17 protein-coding genes and 1 tRNA gene are annotated in these 18,126 nt (G+C 43.8%); 16 read left to right on the top strand and 2 right to left on the bottom strand.

Annotated features, from left to right (window positions below):
* Positions 1-130: 130 nt before the first annotated feature.
* A complete protein-coding gene (locus tag BQ5591_RS15890; protein ID WP_071150062.1) occupies positions 131-1,423 on the bottom strand; it encodes a retropepsin-like aspartic protease in 1,293 nt (430 codons plus the stop codon).
* Between the two features lie 225 nt (positions 1,424-1,648).
* On the opposite strand from BQ5591_RS15890, the gene BQ5591_RS15885 reads away from it, so the two are divergent.
* The 10 genes from BQ5591_RS15885 (at position 1,649) to BQ5591_RS15840 (ending at position 12,911) form a co-directional block, all read left to right on the top strand.
* Positions 1,649-2,470 (top strand): carboxymuconolactone decarboxylase family protein, encoded by an 822-nt coding sequence (locus BQ5591_RS15885; RefSeq protein ID WP_083381004.1) that lies wholly within the window; start codon positions 1,649-1,651, stop codon positions 2,468-2,470.
* 388 nt (positions 2,471-2,858) lie between these two features.
* The gene (locus tag BQ5591_RS15880) at positions 2,859-4,142 is read left to right on the top strand and encodes a site-specific integrase (RefSeq protein ID WP_071150061.1); all 1,284 of its coding nucleotides are present in this window, start codon (positions 2,859-2,861) and stop codon (positions 4,140-4,142) included.
* 69 nt (positions 4,143-4,211) lie between these two features.
* On the top strand, positions 4,212-5,507 hold the full coding sequence (locus tag BQ5591_RS15875) for a PDDEXK nuclease domain-containing protein (RefSeq protein WP_071150060.1): 1,296 nt from the start codon (positions 4,212-4,214) through the stop codon (positions 5,505-5,507).
* 7 nt (positions 5,508-5,514) lie between these two features.
* The gene (locus BQ5591_RS15870; protein ID WP_071150775.1) at positions 5,515-6,534 is read left to right on the top strand and encodes a hypothetical protein; all 1,020 of its coding nucleotides are present in this window, start codon (positions 5,515-5,517) and stop codon (positions 6,532-6,534) included.
* A gap of 220 nt (positions 6,535-6,754) precedes the next feature.
* Positions 6,755-7,063, top strand: coding sequence for a DUF3853 family protein (locus BQ5591_RS15865; RefSeq protein ID WP_025066904.1), 309 nt, complete (start codon positions 6,755-6,757; stop codon positions 7,061-7,063).
* A gap of 14 nt (positions 7,064-7,077) precedes the next feature.
* The gene (locus tag BQ5591_RS15860; protein ID WP_071150059.1) at positions 7,078-8,154 is read left to right on the top strand and encodes an AAA family ATPase; all 1,077 of its coding nucleotides are present in this window, start codon (positions 7,078-7,080) and stop codon (positions 8,152-8,154) included.
* Between the two features lie 205 nt (positions 8,155-8,359).
* A complete protein-coding gene (locus BQ5591_RS15855) occupies positions 8,360-9,319 on the top strand; it encodes a toprim domain-containing protein (RefSeq protein ID WP_071150058.1) in 960 nt (319 codons plus the stop codon).
* Positions 9,320-9,543: 224 nt separating this feature from the next.
* Positions 9,544-10,947: a coiled-coil domain-containing protein gene (locus BQ5591_RS15850; RefSeq protein WP_071150057.1), complete on the top strand. Its 1,404-nt coding sequence runs from the start codon at positions 9,544-9,546 to the stop codon at positions 10,945-10,947.
* A 311-nt stretch (positions 10,948-11,258) separates the two neighbouring features.
* Positions 11,259-12,080 (top strand): DUF4377 domain-containing protein, encoded by an 822-nt coding sequence (locus BQ5591_RS15845; protein WP_071150056.1) that lies wholly within the window; start codon positions 11,259-11,261, stop codon positions 12,078-12,080.
* Positions 12,081-12,089: 9 nt separating this feature from the next.
* A complete protein-coding gene (locus tag BQ5591_RS15840; protein ID WP_071150055.1) occupies positions 12,090-12,911 on the top strand; it encodes a hypothetical protein in 822 nt (273 codons plus the stop codon).
* A 199-nt stretch (positions 12,912-13,110) separates the two neighbouring features.
* On the opposite strand, the gene BQ5591_RS15835 is transcribed toward BQ5591_RS15840, so the two are convergent.
* A tRNA-Asp gene (locus tag BQ5591_RS15835) sits at positions 13,111-13,184 on the bottom strand.
* A gap of 452 nt (positions 13,185-13,636) precedes the next feature.
* Here BQ5591_RS15835 and purU point away from each other — a divergent pair.
* The 6 genes from purU (at position 13,637) to BQ5591_RS15805 (ending at position 18,071) form a co-directional block, all read left to right on the top strand.
* Positions 13,637-14,494, top strand: coding sequence for a formyltetrahydrofolate deformylase (gene purU, locus BQ5591_RS15830; RefSeq protein ID WP_022163046.1), 858 nt, complete (start codon positions 13,637-13,639; stop codon positions 14,492-14,494).
* A 48-nt stretch (positions 14,495-14,542) separates the two neighbouring features.
* On the top strand, positions 14,543-15,133 hold the full coding sequence (gene hisH, locus BQ5591_RS15825; protein WP_071150054.1) for an imidazole glycerol phosphate synthase subunit HisH: 591 nt from the start codon (positions 14,543-14,545) through the stop codon (positions 15,131-15,133).
* Between the two features lie 31 nt (positions 15,134-15,164).
* Positions 15,165-15,887, top strand: a complete 723-nt coding sequence (hisA, locus tag BQ5591_RS15820) for a 1-(5-phosphoribosyl)-5-[(5-phosphoribosylamino)methylideneamino]imidazole-4-carboxamide isomerase (protein ID WP_071150053.1) — start codon at positions 15,165-15,167, stop codon at positions 15,885-15,887.
* Between the two features lie 69 nt (positions 15,888-15,956).
* Positions 15,957-16,712 carry an imidazole glycerol phosphate synthase subunit HisF gene (hisF, locus tag BQ5591_RS15815; protein WP_022163049.1) on the top strand — a complete coding sequence of 252 codons (756 nt, stop codon included), beginning with the start codon at positions 15,957-15,959 and terminating at the stop codon, positions 16,710-16,712.
* A gap of 28 nt (positions 16,713-16,740) precedes the next feature.
* Positions 16,741-17,352, top strand: coding sequence for a bifunctional phosphoribosyl-AMP cyclohydrolase/phosphoribosyl-ATP diphosphatase HisIE (gene hisIE, locus BQ5591_RS15810; protein ID WP_071150052.1), 612 nt, complete (start codon positions 16,741-16,743; stop codon positions 17,350-17,352).
* A gap of 38 nt (positions 17,353-17,390) precedes the next feature.
* Positions 17,391-18,071, top strand: coding sequence for a cell division ATP-binding protein FtsE (locus BQ5591_RS15805; protein ID WP_022163051.1), 681 nt, complete (start codon positions 17,391-17,393; stop codon positions 18,069-18,071).
* Positions 18,072-18,126 lie beyond the last annotated feature (55 nt).

The raw sequence follows: 18,126 nt of genomic DNA, 5'->3' as shown, positions 1-18,126 counted from the left end.
TCCGATGTAAGTCGTTGATTTGTTGTTTGTTGATATTTAAATCTCTTTTGTAGCGTTAAGAAGCAAAAATAAAATAGGATACTATATTAATTATAATATCCTATTTTATTCACTATCTCTTGTTGCGACTTCAATATGATTCTCCTCGTATAAACATATTCTGATAGTTAATCACCAGCCGTTTGAATGATAATACGAAATCTACTCCCAATGAACCAGAAAACAACTGGCTGTCGTTTTCTGTATTCTTAATGACTTCTGTATTATGTAGTGTTACAGTAGAACCTGCCGCCTCGAAACAGAATTCTGGCAATGTTACTGCTTTTATCTGCGATATTCCGCCAAAACCTCCACGGGAAGTGGGCTGTTCTGTGAGTCCGTCAATGGCATCGGGGAATGTTTTCGCAAACTTGTTCCCTAAATCGGACTTTACATTTCCGGTATCAAATATCAAATCAAACGGTTGCCCATTATAGTTGATTCTCACTTGGGGTGTGTTTGATGACAGATACATATTGGGTTCTCCTGCAGATGCTTTTTGCGGGAAAACAAATCTTCCGGCTTCATTGTCTATGATGATTTCCTTTGCATCCCTGATAAAGTGGTAGCCAAGCACTCCGTCAAATGCAAATATCGAATCGAGTTCATTGTCAAGAGGTGCAACCATAAAAATGGGGTTGTGATATATCATCTCTCCAATTTTCATAGAATCTGCCGTAGCAAGTTTTACAAACCCTATCTCCATGCCTGATACCGGAATCGAATCTGCTACAATTTTTAGACCGGCTTCTTCTGCATATTTTTCTGAAACGAAATTGCCAAAAGAACAACCTGTGTCGAAAATATAGTTTTTCGTTACGCCGTTTACTTCTACAGGTATATAAATATGTTTGCCTCTTCCTACTGTTTCCACGCTTAACGGTACTGTAACATCTTGGTTGGGGCGTTCAAGATATGGTTTGGGCATATTGGCAAGTGCTTTGCCTATTTTCTCTATAAACACAAAACTGTAAAGGGCTTCAAACGGGACGGAGTTTTTGAGTGCATTCACCAAATTTGCTCCAACTTCTCCTGCTTGCTCGTACATGTCCAGATTTAAAAAGTTCATGCCTTGCAAAGCAGCCATGCCTATTGAGGTTTCTGCCCCCATTTCATTTTGGTGATGGAGCAACAGGCTGTCAAGGGCAACGGCGGCACTTTCCGGCTTATTAAATCCAATGCCTAATTGTGCATCAGCTATCAGATTAAGCATTTTGATACTCACAGAGTCTCTTAGATTCGGATATTCTTTTCTTAATTGAAACAAATCGCCGTTATTCAGAATTTCGCCCATTCTCACATCTGCCTGTGTTTGAGAATAAGCAGAATTGTATGCCAATAAAAAGGCGATAAGGAGAAACGAAAGTCTATTTATAATTCTCATATTGATTTTGATTTATGTATTAAACAGTGAACAAATATAGCATATAAAACATGATGGAGGAGCAAATAAAATGCATTTGGCTGCTTCTTTCTGCAAAATTTGAGCAATTTAACGGATATCAATGATTTGGGTATAAATCTCAGTAAAAGGTATACAGCATGGGAGCGGAATAAGATCTACTTTTGTAGTGAAAACAAATTGCTAACTGATTAAAATGGTGGAGTTATGAGATTTAAACTGATTTTAGTATTTAGCGCATTGGTAATAAACAGTACAATTATTATGGCACAGAAAACAATTAAACAGACTGCTGGAAGAGATCAGCTGGGAGAGTTTGCTCCTAAATTTGCGGAATTGAATGATGATGTTCTTTTTGGTGAGGTGTGGAGCCGTACGGACAAGTTGGGACTGCGCGACCGCAGTCTGGTGACTATCACTGCCTTGATCAGTCAGGGAATTACTGACAGTTCATTGATTTATCATCTTCAGTCGGCCAAACAGAATGGAATTACCCGTACTGAGATTGCTGAGATTCTTACGCATATGGGGTTCTATGCGGGTTGGCCAAAGGTATGGGCGGCTTTTAGACTGGCCAAGGATGTTTGGACGGAGGATGTTGCCGGAACAGATGCGAAGTCTGCTTTCCAGCGTGAAATGATTTTTCCGATAGGCGAACCTAATACGGCGTATGCTCAGTATTTTATAGGAAATAGTTATTTGGCTCCTGTTTCGAAAGAGCAGGTTCCGGTTTCTAATGTAACCTTTGAGCCTGGATGCCGGAATAACTGGCATGTTCATCGCGCAACAAAGGGAGGTGGACAGATGCTGATTGGAGTGGCAGGCCGTGGCTGGTATCAGGAAGAAAGAAAACCTGCAGTTGAAATCTTGCCCGGTACCGTAATCCATATACCGGCGAATGTCAAGCACTGGCATGGAGCGGCTGCTGACAGTTGGTTTGCTCATCTGGCTTTTGAGGTGGCTGGAGAAAATACTTCGAACGAATGGTTGGAGCCGGTGTCGGATGAGGAGTATGGCAAGATGAAGTGATGGATTCTTGGAGGTCTTCTAGTAATTAGAAGAATCTCATGCAGATATTTCCCTAACTAGGAAAAAATATTTTCCCAGTTTGGGAAATTTTTTTCTCTAACTGGGCGGGAAAAACGGCTTAATAGTCCAAGATGTTTTTTTAGTGGAAGGGAAGAATAGGTTTATGAAAGGTGGGTAACAAAAAAGCTCTGATTCATTTCGAATCAGAGCTTTTTGCGGTGCGTACGGGACTTTAACTTACACAATCAAGAAATCTCATAAAACTGCAATATACTGATAATAATCAAGTTATTATAAATCGGCTATATTACTAAATATCATTAAATACCTTTTGCTATTTCAATTATTGGGTGTATATTTGGGTGTTGAATTTCAAACGCACCCAATTATGAATATCAAACGAAACATCATCTTTTCATTGGAAAGCCGGAAGAAGAACGGAGTGCCAATCGTGGAGAATGTCCCTATCCGTATGCGTGTGGTTTTCGCCAGCCACCGCATTGAGTTCACAACGGGCTACCGCATTGATGTCGCCAAATGGGATGCCGACAAGCAGCGGGTAAAGAACGGATGCACCAACAAGCTGAAGCAAAGCGCATCGGAAATCAATGCGGACTTGCTGAAATACTACACCGAAATACAGAATATCTTCAAGGAGTTCGAGGTGCAGGGATTCATGCCCACTACCGAACAGGTAAAGGATGCGTTCAACAGATTGCACGATGGGAAAAAGGAAGAGGAGGAAGCCCCGGTGGTGTTTCTTCCGTTGGAGGTATTTGATGAGTTCATTAAGGAGTGCGGCACGCAAAACGGTTGGTCTGATGCCACCTATGAGAAATTTGCCGCAGTAAGGAAACATCTTGAAAAGTTTGACAAGGGACTGACTTTTGAATCGTTGGACGAACCCAAGCTAACAAAGTATGTGAATTTCCTGAAAGACACCGAAGATATGCGGAACACGTCCATCATGAAACAGGTTGCTTATCTGAAATGGTTCCTGCGCTGGTGTACCAAGAAAGGGTATTGCATGAACAATGCCTATGAAGATTTCAACCCCAAATTACGAAGCACACCGAAAAAGGTGATATTCCTCACTTGGGAAGAACTGAACAAACTCAAAAATTATCAGATACCCGACACAAAGCAATACCTTGAACGGGTGAGGGATGTCTTTCTGTTCTGTTGCTTTACCGGACTCCGGTATTCGGATGTGCATAATCTGAAGAAAAGCGACATCAGGGACGGATATATAGAAATTACTACCGTAAAGACCGCCGAAAGGCTCATCATCGAACTTAACAACCACAGCAAGGCAATACTCGACAAATACAAGGGTGTGGAATTTGAGGGGCACAAGGCTCTCCCTGTCATAAGCAACCAAAAGATGAATGACTATTTGAAGGAACTGGGCGAACTTGCCGAAATCAACGAACCTGTAAGTGAAACCTACTACAAAGGAAGCAGCCGTATAGACACCATTACACCCAAATACGCATTGCTGGGTACCCATGCCGGGAGAAGGACTTTCATCTGTAACGCTCTGGCTCTCGGTATTCCGGCACAGGTAGTGATGAAATGGACGGGACATAGCGACTACAAGGCTATGAAACCCTACATCGACATTGCCGATGATGTGAAAGCCAGTGCGATGAACAAATTCAACCAACTATAAAAACAATCAGCAAGTTTCACGGGATGCCTGTTATTGGGCTTATCTTTGTAACTTTCAATACATATAACAATGAGCAACAACGATAACAATATAGAGAAAAGGAGTTTCGAGGCTTTTGTCAATGCCATTGGGTCAGAAATAGAGCAGGCGCAAGTCCGGCTCATTAGTGCCGCCAATGCGCAGATGCTGTTCCATTACTGGAAGATGGGCAACTACATATTGTACCACCAGAACCGACAAGGCTGGGGCGGCAAGGTCATCAAGAAACTGGCGCAGGCGATACGGTTCAATTATCCCGAAAAGAAAGGATATTCGGTCAGGAACTTGGCTTATATGTGCCAGTTCGCACGTTCATATCCATTGACCGTATTACGGAGTTTCATCGAAACCGATGCGAAATTGATTACTCCAAGTGTGCGGAAAATCACGGATGAAATCCAAAGCCTGAACAATGTGCCATTTACGCAAGAACCTCTTGCGCAAATACAATCCTCAGACAACAAGGAAGTTGCAATTGTGCAAGAACCTCTTGCGCAAATTCAGGATGTAACCCAGACAGTAGCCGTCGTTTACCGGATGCCGATTGAGGACATGGAAAAACTGTTCCTAGCATCACCTGTTGCAAGAATCAATTGGGCAAGCCATGTGATTCTGCTGAACAGTTCCCTTCCGTTAGGTGTCGATTACTGGTATATGAAGCAATCCGTGGAAATGGGCTGGAGCAGCAATGTTCTTAAAATGCAGATTGAAAGCAAATTGTTTGAACGGCAAATCAACAGCCGCAAAATCAATAATTTTACCGCCACGCTTCCCGCACCGCAAAGCGACCTTGCCAATTACCTGTTGAAAGACCCGTATATCTTTGACTTGGCGGGAGCCAAAGAACGTGCGGACGAAAGGGACATAGAAGAACAGTTGGTGAAGCATGTCACCCGTTATCTTTTGGAAATGGGCAACGGATTCGCCTTTGTCGCAAGGCAGAAACATTTCCAGATTGGCGACAGCGATTTCTATGCCGACCTAATCCTGTATAACATAAAACTCCATGCCTATGTGGTCGTGGAACTGAAAGCGACCCCGTTCAAGCCGGAATATGCAGGACAGTTGAACTTCTACATCAATGTAGTGGATGACAAGCTGAGGGGAGAGAACGACAACAAGACCATCGGGCTGCTGTTGTGCAAGGGTAAGGATGAGATTGTCGCACAATATGCGCTGACCGGCTATGACCAACCTATCGGCATCAGCGATTATCAGCTTAGCAAGGCTGTGCCGGAAAACCTGAAATCGGCACTGCCGAGTATAGAACAGGTGGAAGAAGAACTGACGATGCTTCTTGACAATGAAAGGAACAGACAAAAGTAGGACACCTATGGCAGACAATATACAGACGATGATTCCCCGATACGGGGAACTCAACAGAATATATAGGGACTATATAGACAATAGAGTTTTCTCTTTTGACAGGCAAAAATTCATTTCCGATTTCTGTCAGGAATACAATGACATGAAGTCTTTTGAAGCCGCCATCCTTGAACTGGTGCTTGACAGGCAAAAAGAACAATACACCTTGATACTCAACAGCCTGAAAACCGAAATAGAAAAGAGCATACAGGCTTATGAAACACACCCCATAAGTGATAGTGCCGTAGAGCGTGCTTGCTATCAACACATGGAAAGGTATTCCCTTGAAATTGAAGCCCAACAGGATGTAACAAGGAGCCTAAGCAAGCCGCTGAATGAAGCCAACAACAGGTATGATTCCATTGGCTACAGGGAACATACTGCCGAAGAGGAAAAACAGGCTGAAAAAGAATATGAACGCTGCAAGGCTGAATATGACAAGGAAAGAGCCAAACTGAATGAACTCTATGACCAGCAAAAGGCAGCAAGGAAAGAGGCATTCCAATATATGAAGAACCGTTGTGAGGACATGTACCGTCAAAGTTGCCTTTTTCTGGATATATTGAAGAAATACATTCCTGACGGGAAACGACAGGACGAGCCGAGCAAGCCAATCAGTCAGCAGGAAACGGCGGATGAACAACAAGAGTATTTCAGCATGAAATTGCTTTCGCTCATTCATGAGGTATGTGTTGGAGAACAGTTCGATGAAATTTCCGCACCGGATTTTTATGCCAATATGAACTTGCACCCCTGCAACTGCAAGTTGAGAATTAAACCGAGAGAGAAGATACGTGTATGTTATCTGATATTCCTCATGAGCGAAAAACTCTCCAAACAGGACAAGGACAAATGGAAAGCCGGGATACTGAAACTGCTGGATATTGATGACAGCTACTACAAGTCCAAGTACAAGGAGCCAGTTTCTGATTTCCCCAGTGACAGCAACCAGAAATTCGCCAAAGAAATGGAGCATATATTCAGATAATCGGTGACATATCCTGATATTTTACGAAAGTTCCACTTTTACCACTCAAATTAATTTTTGAGTGGTATTTTTATTTTCTGATATTCAATAAGATACAGCGATGCTCGGATTATACCGTCCCCATCCTTACCACCCATAACCCTACCTAATTTTGCACCGTTCGAGAACAGAAATAACAGCCAGTGCGCAGGGCTGATTGTTGAATCAAAAAAGTAGAACTATGCAAAATCTACAAGAATTATTATCCAAACCCGTCTGGCAGATGACGGGTGAAGAGTTCATAATGTTAAGCAGACACGCTTCCGTTCAGACGGAAGCGCAGCCACAGCCCGTAACGGACACAAACAGAAAGTATGTGTACGGAATACCCGGCATAGCCAGACTGTTCGGATGCAGCCTGCCCACCGCCAACCGCATAAAGAAAAGCGGAAAAATAGACAAGGCTATCACCCAGATAGGGCGCAAGATTATCGTGGATGCGGAACTTGCCCTTGAACTGGCAGGGAAGAAAACAGGCGGACGCAAGTAACGGGAGGAATTGCTATGGACTATATGAAAGACATCCGGGAAATATCGGACGAACAGGCGGTAATCCTCTGGCAAGCCTCACGGTTGAGCCTGTCGGGAAAATACGAGAAAGCGCCAGAAATCCTCAGCGTGAAAGGTTCTGTAATCGGCACGTTGGGAAATTTCAGTGCATCCATCGGCAAAGCCAAAAGCAAGAAGACATTCAATGTGTCGGCTATCGTGGCTGCGGCTTTGAAGAACGGCACGGTGCTCAGGTATGCGGCTGAACTTCCCGAAGCCAAGCGGAAAGTGCTGTATGTCGATACGGAGCAAAGCCCCCACCACTGCCTGAATGTGATGGAACGCATCATGCGCATGGCAGGGCTGCCCGATGACAGGGACAACGAGAACCTTGAGTTCCTTGCCCTGCGGAAATATACGCCGGAGCAACGCATAAGGATTGTCGAACAGGCAATCTACCATACACCGAACCTCGGTATGGTGGTGATAGACGGTATCCGTGACATGGTGTATGACATCAACAGCCCCAGCGAATCGACACGCATCATATCGAAACTGATGCAGTGGACGGACGACAGGCAGATACATATCCACACGATACTCCACCAGAACAAGGGGGATGAGAACGCAAGGGGACATATCGGCACGGAACTGAACAACAAGGCTGAAACCGTACTGCTCGTTGAAAAGGACAAAAGTAACGGGGACATCAGCAAGGTTTCCGCCATGCACATCCGTGCGATGGACTTCGAGCCGTTTGCCTTCCGCATCAATGAAAGGGCATTGCCTGAACTGATGGAGGATTACCAGACAGAAGCCAAAGCGCCCGGCAGACCCCAAGGCGAAAGGTTTGATGCCTGCAAGGACATTTCCGAGCAACAACACCGGATAGCACTGGAAGCAGCATTTTCGTTGCAGGACGAATACGGATATAAGGAACTGAGCAAAGCATTGAAAGAGTCGTATGCCTTGGTGGGTGTTCCGTTAAGCGACAACAAGCTGGTTAAACTCATCACAGTGTTGAAGAACAAGCGGATGATAGTGCAGGAAAATGGCAGGAAGTACAGATACGAACCGGATTTCCACTATTGACACGCTTCCTGCAATCACTTCACTTTATTCTCCGGGTCTATATATTAGGATAAAGCGAAGTGGTTGCAGGAGCGCATCAAACCGCTTCACTTTAAGCCGTATCCTATATATACGACAATAAAGTGAAGTGGTTATACAGCCAGTAACCTATAAACAGATACTGGCGAAAAGAAAAACAAACAATAACCGATAAAGACAATCATTTATGGACATACAGACAGCAAAACAAATCAGGCTGGAAGAATACCTTCACAGCTTGGGATATAGCCCGGTGAAGCGGCAGGGCATCAATCTTTGGTACAAATCACCGTTCAGGGAAGAAACCGAAGCCTCGTTCAAGGTGAACACCGAGCGGAACCAATGGTATGATTTTGCGCTCGGCAAGGGCGGCAACATCATTGCGCTGGCTTCGCACCTCTATGCAACGGACAGCGTGCCGTACCTTTTGAAACGCATAGAGGAACAAGCACCGCACGTGCACCCCGTTTCTTTCTCTTTTCGCAAGCAGTCATTTACAGAGCCGAGTTTCCAACAGTTGGAAATCGTGCCGCTTTCTTCTCCTGCCTTGCTCGCTTACTTGCAGGAAAGGGGGATAAATCCGGCACTGGCGAAAAAAGAATGTAAGGAAGCGCGGTTTACGCACAACGGCAAACGGTACTTCGCCATTGCGTTTCCCAACATGTCGGGCGGCTATGAAATCCGAAACCGATATTTCAAGGGCTGCATTGCACCGAAAGAAATATCCCATATCAGGCAATCGGGAGAGCCAAGAAACGCGTGTTTCGTTTTCGAGGGATTTATGGACTACCTCTCATTTCTGACCCTGCGGCTCGAAAGCTATCCGCAATACCCTGATTTCGACAGGCAGGACTACATGGTTCTGAACTCTGTTGCCAATGTTTCCAAAGCACTTTATCCGTTGGGAAGCTATGAGCGAATCCACTGTTTTTTTGACAATGACCGTGCAGGAATGGAAGTCCTTCAGCAAATCCGCAAGGAATATGAAAGCACACGGCATATACGGGACGCTTCACAAATCTACTGCGGATGCAAAGACCTGAACGAGTATTTGCAGAAGCGCATGGCGGATAGAAAGGAACAAATACAGTCCGTCAGAAAGAAGAATGATACGCTATCCAAGAAACCGAAAGGCTTCCGGTTATAGCCCACTATAACTACACGCTCCGCTTGCGTAGTTGTGGGCTCTCCCGAGGGGCTTAGGACGCTGCCCTAAGAACCCGGCAAGGGCTTTCAGCCCTATGCAACCCGACCAAAGAGTGACCCTCTCTTTGGAAACTCCGCTCATGGGTTGCACCCCTAAGAACCTCTTGCGGATATGAGTGGAAAGCAACAAACAGATTTAGTAAACAACCCAATCAGAATTAAAAAATGGCAACAAAATCAAGCATACATATCAAGCCTTGCAACGTGGCATCAAGCGAGGCTCATAACCGGAGAACTGCCGAGTATATGCGCAACATCGGAAAATCCAAAGTATATGTGGTATCCGAACTCTCTGCAAATAACGAGCAGTGGATAAACCCGGACTTCGGTAGTCCCGAATTGCAGGCGCACTATGAGGACATCAAACGGATGGTCAAGGAAAAGACAGGTCGTGCCATGCAGGAAAAAGAACGTGAGCGCAAAGGCAAGAACGGCAAGATTATCAAAGTGGCAGGATGTTCACCCATACGTGAGGGAGTGTTGCTCATCAGACCTGACACCACACTGGCAGATGTGCATAAGTTTGGCGAGGAGTGCCAAAGACGCTGGGGCATCACACCGCTCCAAATCTTCCTGCACAAGGACGAAGGGCATTGGCTGAACGGACAGCCTGACCCGGAGGACAGGGAGAGTTTCAAGGTAGGCGAAAGGTGGTTCAAGCCGAATTACCATGCGCATATCGTATTCGACTGGATGAACCACGATACAGGCAAGAGCCGCAAGCTCAATGACGATGACATGATGCAGATGCAGACCTTGGCATCCGACATCCTTCTGATGGAGCGTGGTAAGTCAAAAGCCGTAACAGGCAAAGAACATCTGGAACGGAACGATTTCATCATTGAGAAGCAGAAAGCCGAACTGCAACGCATAGAAGCCGTAAAGCGGCATAAGGAGCAACAGGTGAATCTTGCCGAACAGGAACTCAGACAGGTGAAATCGGAGATACGCACGGACAAGCTCAAAAGTGCAGCCACCGATGCCGCTACGGTTATAGCAAGCGGAGTGGGTTCTCTCTTCGGCAGCGGGAAAATGAAGAAACTGGAACAATCCAATGAAGAATTGCGTCAGGAAATTGCCAAACGGGACAAGGGCATTGATGACTTGAAAGCCCAAATGCAACTCATGCAAGAGCAGCATGGCAAGCAGATACGCAATCTTCAAGGAATACATAATCGGGAACTTGAAGCCAGAGACAAGGAAATATCACGGCTGAATATCCTGCTTGAAAAGGCTTTCAAGTGGTTTCCGATGCTCAGGGAGATGCTGAGAATGGAAAAGTTGTGCGCTGCCATCGGCTTCACCAAAGAAATGATAGAGAGCCTTCTGACAAAGAAAGAAGCTATCAGATGCAACGGCAGGATTTATTCCGAAGAACACAGGCGGAAGTTTGACATCAGGAATGATATTTTCAAAGTAGAAAAGAATCCGACAGATGACAGCAAACTGGTACTGACCATAAACAGACAACCGATTGGCGAATGGTTCAAAGAACAGTTTGATAAATTACGGCATAGTTTACGTAAATCAGCAGAAGAGCCAAGAAAAAGTAGAGGATTTAGGATGTAATTCGATGGTACTTGATTGGATTTCAATAAAATTCTGTATTTTTGCAAACGGATTGAGGCAACTCTTTCCAAGACATAAGAGAAAAAGAAGAAGCGTTATGCTTATCTTGTACTTGAAAACGTAGGAAATTTTCAAATTAGATGCAAGGATAGCATAGTGGTTCTCACGCTATAGCGTGGGCTGCTATTGTTAATCTGCATCTATGGTTTCCTACGACCTTCAAGTTAAGACGTAGCATAGTTGGCTCACGTTTTCTGCTATTATTAACTTAACATCTTGACAGGGTCAATCAAGAACATAACAGTCAGAATATGAATAAACTTATCACTTCATTTCTGTTCATCACAGTTTTTCTGTTATCAGCTTGCAGTGATGATGAGCCCCAAGATTCAGTCAAAGAGATTAGAATGCTGGTTTCAGCAGAAACAGGCGTAATGTATGCATGGGGCGACGACAAAAAGGAGAATCCCATAGAGTGCATGCTCGTCAAGACGGAAGGTGATTCCGAAGAATGGCAACCTCTCGGATTCAACAGCATTGAGGGCTTTACTTACATAAAAGGACACGAATACTATCTATCGGTAAAGCGGACAATTCTCGCCAATCCACCTGCGGATGGTTCCGACCGTACGTATTCGCTTATCCGTATTCTCCAAGACAGACTTGTGACAGAACCGGAAATTCCGGTCGATGAGGAGATAACATCCGAAGAAGATATTGAATATCAAGATTTGTGTCCTTTTGAGAAATATGCCATCAGCAAAGGGTATATTGTTGATGAGAATGGTAAAATAGTCTATGACGATGGGTATGATTCAATGCTGCCATCCTACAGTTCAGCGCGTATATGGCTGGAAGATGTCCTTGACAAAGAAGACCCGAATTGGGTGAAATTTGAGTCCGTGCCTTACATGGCTATTTATTCGTTTGTTCTGTCTCCGTTTACAGATGAAATTCGTTTGGTACGCAACGAATCACACGGTCCGATGTTCAAAGATGTTGTACCCGAAGATGAGTTTACCCACATTACACAATCCATGCAGTCCGGCGAAGAAGTTCGTTACGCACTCATCCTTGCCAATGTTTATAAAAAGGGACTTCAAAAGGTGGAATTTACCATAAAAAAACAATAACACATAGTCATGATGAATAAACTTATCGCTCCCTTTTTTATTATCATCAGTCTATTTATCTCTGCATGTAACGATGACAATAATGAAAATGAACCAATGTCCCCGTTCAGCCTTGAAAAGACCTATTATGAAGTAAGATTGTGGCGCGGCATCACTGAGATTCCCATTACCAATGGAAGCGGCGACATCAGCCTGTCCGTAGCGGACGAAACGATAGTAGAAGCCAACAAGGTTCAGAATGAAGGAGGAAGTACCTATGTTGCCTTGCAAGGCAAACAGAAAGGAACTACTACGCTTACTCTGACGGACAATGTGACAGGCGACAAGGAAACAGTCGAAGTGAAAGTCACAGACTGCTACATTGCATACGGCATTGCTGAAAGCAATCATCCCACGCTGACTTCAAACCTTATGCTCTATCTGGTTAACAATAAAGCGCGGGATTGCTATTTTTTTACAATGGACAATATGCAGCACCAATTGAATAATACACCACTTGCCGAAGGCACTTATGAGTTCTTTGTCAAGCAGAATGGAGAGGAAACAGTTTCTTATTTGCGTCTGAGTTATTCAGCCGATTCATCCGGAAACTTTGCACAAAATGCTCCAATGGAAATCCACGACTTCGCCCTATCGTTTAGTGATTCTCAAGCAGTACTGGAAATTATCAAAAGCTATTTGGATGTGGATTGGGTGGAACTTATCAGCAATGCCACGACAAAAAGCGTTCCCCCAAGAGACTACACCATGATACTGACCGTTCCCGAAACAGACTATGAAATAATAGGAGCATTTGCAACAGCATCCATTCCTGAATACATCCTGAATTGATAATGATATATTAAGCAGATAAGCCTGCATATCATATAAAGCAAATGAAGAAAACTTGGTTGTTCTTTTCGTTTGCTTTATTTTTATCCTCTACCACAAAGATGATAAATTAAATAATACAAAAAAACACCCGACTTTACATTCTTGGGTGTAAAGTCGGGTGTTTGTTCTGTAAAACATTGATTTTCAATGTTTATTGCGGTGCGTACGGGACTCGAACCCGTGACCCCATGCGTGACAGGCATGTATTCTAACCAGCTGAACTAACGCACCATTATTTCATTGTTTTGTTGCTATCTCTCTCGATTGCGGTTGCAAAGGTAGATATTTATTTTGAATCTGCAATAGCATTCTGATTTTTTCTTGTATAAAATCTCATTTTTCTATCTGTTTTGTCGCAAATATGGGTCGTCGGGGGGATTTGCATTGTTTCAGAGGGCTTGGATACCAGGTTTGTGAGGGAGAATATCCGATGTGTAGCGGGGCTCATGTGATTATTGAACCTATATAGTAGGAATGGGTAGTTGGGTAGAAATATGGTTCCAGACTGACTGTGAAATAACGATAGAGAAAGTTATAGCCTTGTTTTATTAGGAAAACGGAACTTTAAAAGATGATTTTAAAACTTATTGCTTGAAAAATTCGTTATTTAGCAATAAATGGTTATTTTTGCCTTCCTAAAAATGAGACTGATATAAAGATGTAGTAAATAAAAGTATTTTGGTATGATGAAAACAGCCAAATTGTTGCTGTATTGCCCTGACAGACCTGGAATTCTGGCAGAAGTAACAGACTTTATAACGGTAAACAAGGGCAATATTATCTATCTGGACCAGCATGTAGATCATGTGGAGAATATCTTTTTTATGCGGATAGAGTGGGAATTGAAAGATTTTTTGATTCCTCAGGAAAAAATAGAGGATTATTTTGAAACGTTATATGCACAGAAATACGGAATGTACTTTCGCTTGTATTTCTCGGATGTGAAACCGAGGATGGCTATTTTTGTGTCTAAAATGTCGCACTGCTTGTTTGACTTGCTGGCACGTTATACGGCAGGTGAGTGGAATGTAGAGGTTTCTCTTATCATAAGTAATCATCCTGATTTGCAACATGTGGCAGAAAGGTTTGGCATTCCTTTTTATCTTTTCCCTATTACCAAAGAAAACAAGCAGGAACAGGAAAGAAGAGAGATGGAGGTGCTTGCCAAGCATAAAGTGAACTTTATCGTACTGGCGCGTTATATGCAGGTTGTTTCCGAGCATTTGATAAATGCGTATCCGAACCGCATTATTAATATTCACCATTCTTTTCTGCCGGCTTTTGTGGGGGCAAAGCCCTATCACGCTGCTTTCGAACGTGGAGTGAAAATTATAGGAGCTACCAGCCACTATGTGACTACCGAACTGGATGCTGGTCCTATTATCGAACAGGATGTGGTGCGTATCTCGCATAAAGATACGGTGAATGATTTGGTGAACAAAGGTAAGGATCTGGAAAAAATAGTTCTTTCGCGAGCTGTTCAGAAACATATCGAAAGAAAGGTGCTGACTTATAAAAATAAAACGGTTATATTTAGCTGATTTTATTAATGTGCTACACTTTATAGAATAAATAAAAGGCAGGTTGATATGAAAGTGGCAATAATCAAATATAATGCAGGCAACATTTGTTCTGTGGATTATGCGTTGAGGCGTCTTGGGGTGACTCCTGTTATAACAGCCGATAAGGAGGAATTGCTTAGTGCGGATAAAATTATCTTTCCGGGTGTAGGAGAAGCTGAGACGACCATGCGTTTTCTGCGTTCGTGTGGGATGGACCGGTTGATAAAAGAACTTAATCGGCCTTTGCTGGGTATCTGCTTGGGAATGCAGTTGATGTGCAGGCATTCGGAAGAAGGTGATGTAGATTGTCTGGGTATTTTCGACACGGAAGTGAAGCGCTTTGTGCCATTGAAACATGAGGATAAGGTGCCGCATATGGGCTGGAACACGATAGGACAGACATGTAGTGGCCTGTTTGAGGGCTTTACCAAAGAGGAATACGTATACTTTGTACATAGTTACTATGTACCGGTTAATGATTGTACGGCTGCTGTGACGGATTATATCCATCCGTTCAGTGCTGCTTTGCATAAGGACAATTTTTATGCCACCCAGTTTCACCCGGAGAAAAGCGGTAGTGTCGGCGAACGTATTCTGAGTAATTTTTTGGCATTGTAACAGTATATATAATAATAGTATATTCCTTAATATGATAGAACTTATTCCGGCCATTGATATAATTGATGGAAAGTGTGTGCGGCTTTCGCAAGGCGATTACAATAGCAAGAAGGTGTATAATGACGATCCGTTGGAGGTGGCGAAAGAGTTGGAGGCTCATGGCATCAGACGTCTGCATGTCGTCGATTTGGATGGAGCGGCTTCTCATCATGTAGTCAACTATCGTACGTTGCAGCGGATTGCTTCAGGCACTGCATTGGTGATTGATTTTGGAGGTGGAGTGAAGAGCGATGAAGACTTGAGAATTGCTTTCGAAAGTGGTGCGCGGATGGTTACGGGCGGAAGTATTGCGGTGACCAATCCGGATATGTTTTGCCATTGGCTGGACTTGTATGGACAGGAGAAAATAATATTGGGAGCTGATGTTAAGGATGAGAAGGTGGCCGTCGGTGGATGGAAGGAAGAGAGTGTCTGGAGGCTGTTTCCTTTTCTGAAGGACTATCATGCTCGGGGAGTTACGAAGGTGATCTGTACGGATATCGGTTGTGATGGTATGTTGCAAGGACCTGCCGTTGCGCTCTATAAAAAGATACTGGCGGAATTTCCGGAACTTTATCTGATAGCCAGTGGAGGTGTGGGAAGCATGGCTGATATTGAAATGCTGGAGTTGGCGGGAGTCCCGGCGGTTATTTTTGGAAAAGCATTGTACGAGGGACGTATTACGTTGAAAGAGTTGGAGAAGAAACTTGCCTGAATGATGCCCTACAGCAACTGACAGGTGCATGAGAAGATAAAGAATGATGAAATAATAAATAATAGAATTGTGTTAGCGAAAAGAATAATACCTTGTCTTGACATCAAGAATGGACAAACCGTAAAAGGCACGAATTTTGTGAATCTGCGTCAGGCGGGCGATCCTGTTGAACTGGCTCGTGCCTACAGTGAACAGGGAGCGGACGAATTAGTCTTTTTGGATATTACAGCCAGTTTTGAAGGTCGTAAGACTTTTGTTGAATTGGTGAAACGTATCGCTGCCAATATCAGCATACCTTTTACGGTTGGTGGGGGAATTCACGAATTGAGTGACGTAGACCGGTTGTTGAGTGCAGGTGCTGATAAGATATCTGTTAATTCGGCAGCTATCCGTCGGCCTGAACTGATAGACGAGATAGCCAAGCATTTCGGTTCGCAGGTGTGTGTGCTGGCTGTTGACGCCAAACTGTCGGATAAAGGATGGTGGTGTTATCTTAATGGTGGACGGGTGGAAACTGACAAAGAACTGTTTGCTTGGGTGAAAGAAGCTCAGGAACGGGGAGCAGGAGAAGTCTTGTTTACCAGTATGGATCACGATGGTGTGAAAAACGGGTATGCCAATGAGGCGCTTTCGGCGATGTCGGAAACTTTGTCCATACCGGTTATTGCATCTGGTGGAGCAGGGAAAAAAGAGCATTTCAGAGACGTTTTTATGCAGGGAAAAGCCGACGCTGCGTTGGCTGCCAGTGTTTTTCATTTCGGAGAAATAAAAATTCCCGAATTAAAATCGTATCTTTGTGCCCAAGGTATTGCAATGAGACGTTAAGTTGATCTGTAAAATAACTAATTTTTGAATGGAAATGGATTTTGATAAGATGAATGGACTTGTTCCAGCTATTATACAGGATGCAGATACTGCTAAAGTCCTGATGTTGGGCTTTATGAACAAAGAAGCTTATGATAAAACGGTGGAGACCGGAAAAGTGACCTTTTTCAGCCGGACAAAGAACCGTTTGTGGACAAAAGGTGAAGAAAGTGGCAATTTCCTGAATGTAGTTTCTATGAAGGAAGATTGCGATAAAGATACATTGTTGATTCAGGTTCATCCGGTAGGACCGGTGTGTCATCTTGGAACAGATACTTGCTGGGGTGAGAAAAATGAAGAGCCTGTCATGTTTCTGAAGTTATTGCAGGATTTTATAGACAAACGTCACGAAGAAATGCCTGAGGGTTCGTATACGACCAGCCTGTTTCGTTCTGGAGTGAATAAAATGGCACAAAAGGTAGGCGAGGAAGCTGTTGAAACGGTGATTGAAGCCTGTAACGGAACAGACGAGAGACTGATTTACGAAGGAGCTGATTTGTTGTATCACCTGATTGTACTGTTGACGTCGAAGGGATACCGCATTGAAGACCTGGCACGCGAATTGCAGGAACGTCACAGTTCGACGTGGAAAAAACATTGATAGGAGAAACCGGCATAGGCTGATGACTTGCAGTACATATGGAGGATGTCTTGATAAAATATGAAAATGTAGAAATACGTCAGCAAGAACTGAGCATACTGAATGATGTAAATTTGCAGTTCCGAAGGGGAGAATTTATTTTCCTGATAGGAAAGGTAGGCTCGGGAAAGACCAGTTTGCTGAAGACATTTTATGGTGAGCTGGATATTGCTGCCGGTGAAGCGGAAGTGTTGGGGTATGATATGAGGCACATAAAGCGGAAACATATCCCGCAGTTACGTCGGAAACTGGGCATTGTGTTTCAGGACTTCCAGCTGCTCATTGACCGTACCGTAAATGATAATCTGGAGTTTGTGCTTCGTGCCACCGGTTGGAAGAACAAGGCTGAGATTAAGGAACGTATAGCTGAGGTTCTGGAACTGGTAGGAATGGGAAACAAAGGATATAAATTCCCGAATGAATTATCTGGCGGTGAACAGCAGCGCATTGTGATAGCGCGCGCGGTTCTGAATTCTCCGGAAATTATCTTGGCCGATGAGCCAACCGGAAATCTGGATGTGGAGACCGGACATGCTATTGTGAACCTGTTGCATGGTTTGAGTGAACAGGGAGCATTGGTTGTTATGACGACGCACAACTTGCAGCTGTTGCGTGAATTTGCAGGAAGAATATACCGCTGTTCCGATCATCGTATTCAGGAAGTGACAGAAAAAGAATAAATATGTAAAATAAGAAGTTGTAGGTGTTTGCCTTGCGACTTGTAACAATAAACTA

It is taken from the genome of Bacteroides ndongoniae (assembly GCF_900108345.1).
Classification (GTDB): domain Bacteria; phylum Bacteroidota; class Bacteroidia; order Bacteroidales; family Bacteroidaceae; genus Bacteroides; species Bacteroides ndongoniae.
This window is presented reverse-complemented; position numbering and strand designations above follow the sequence as displayed.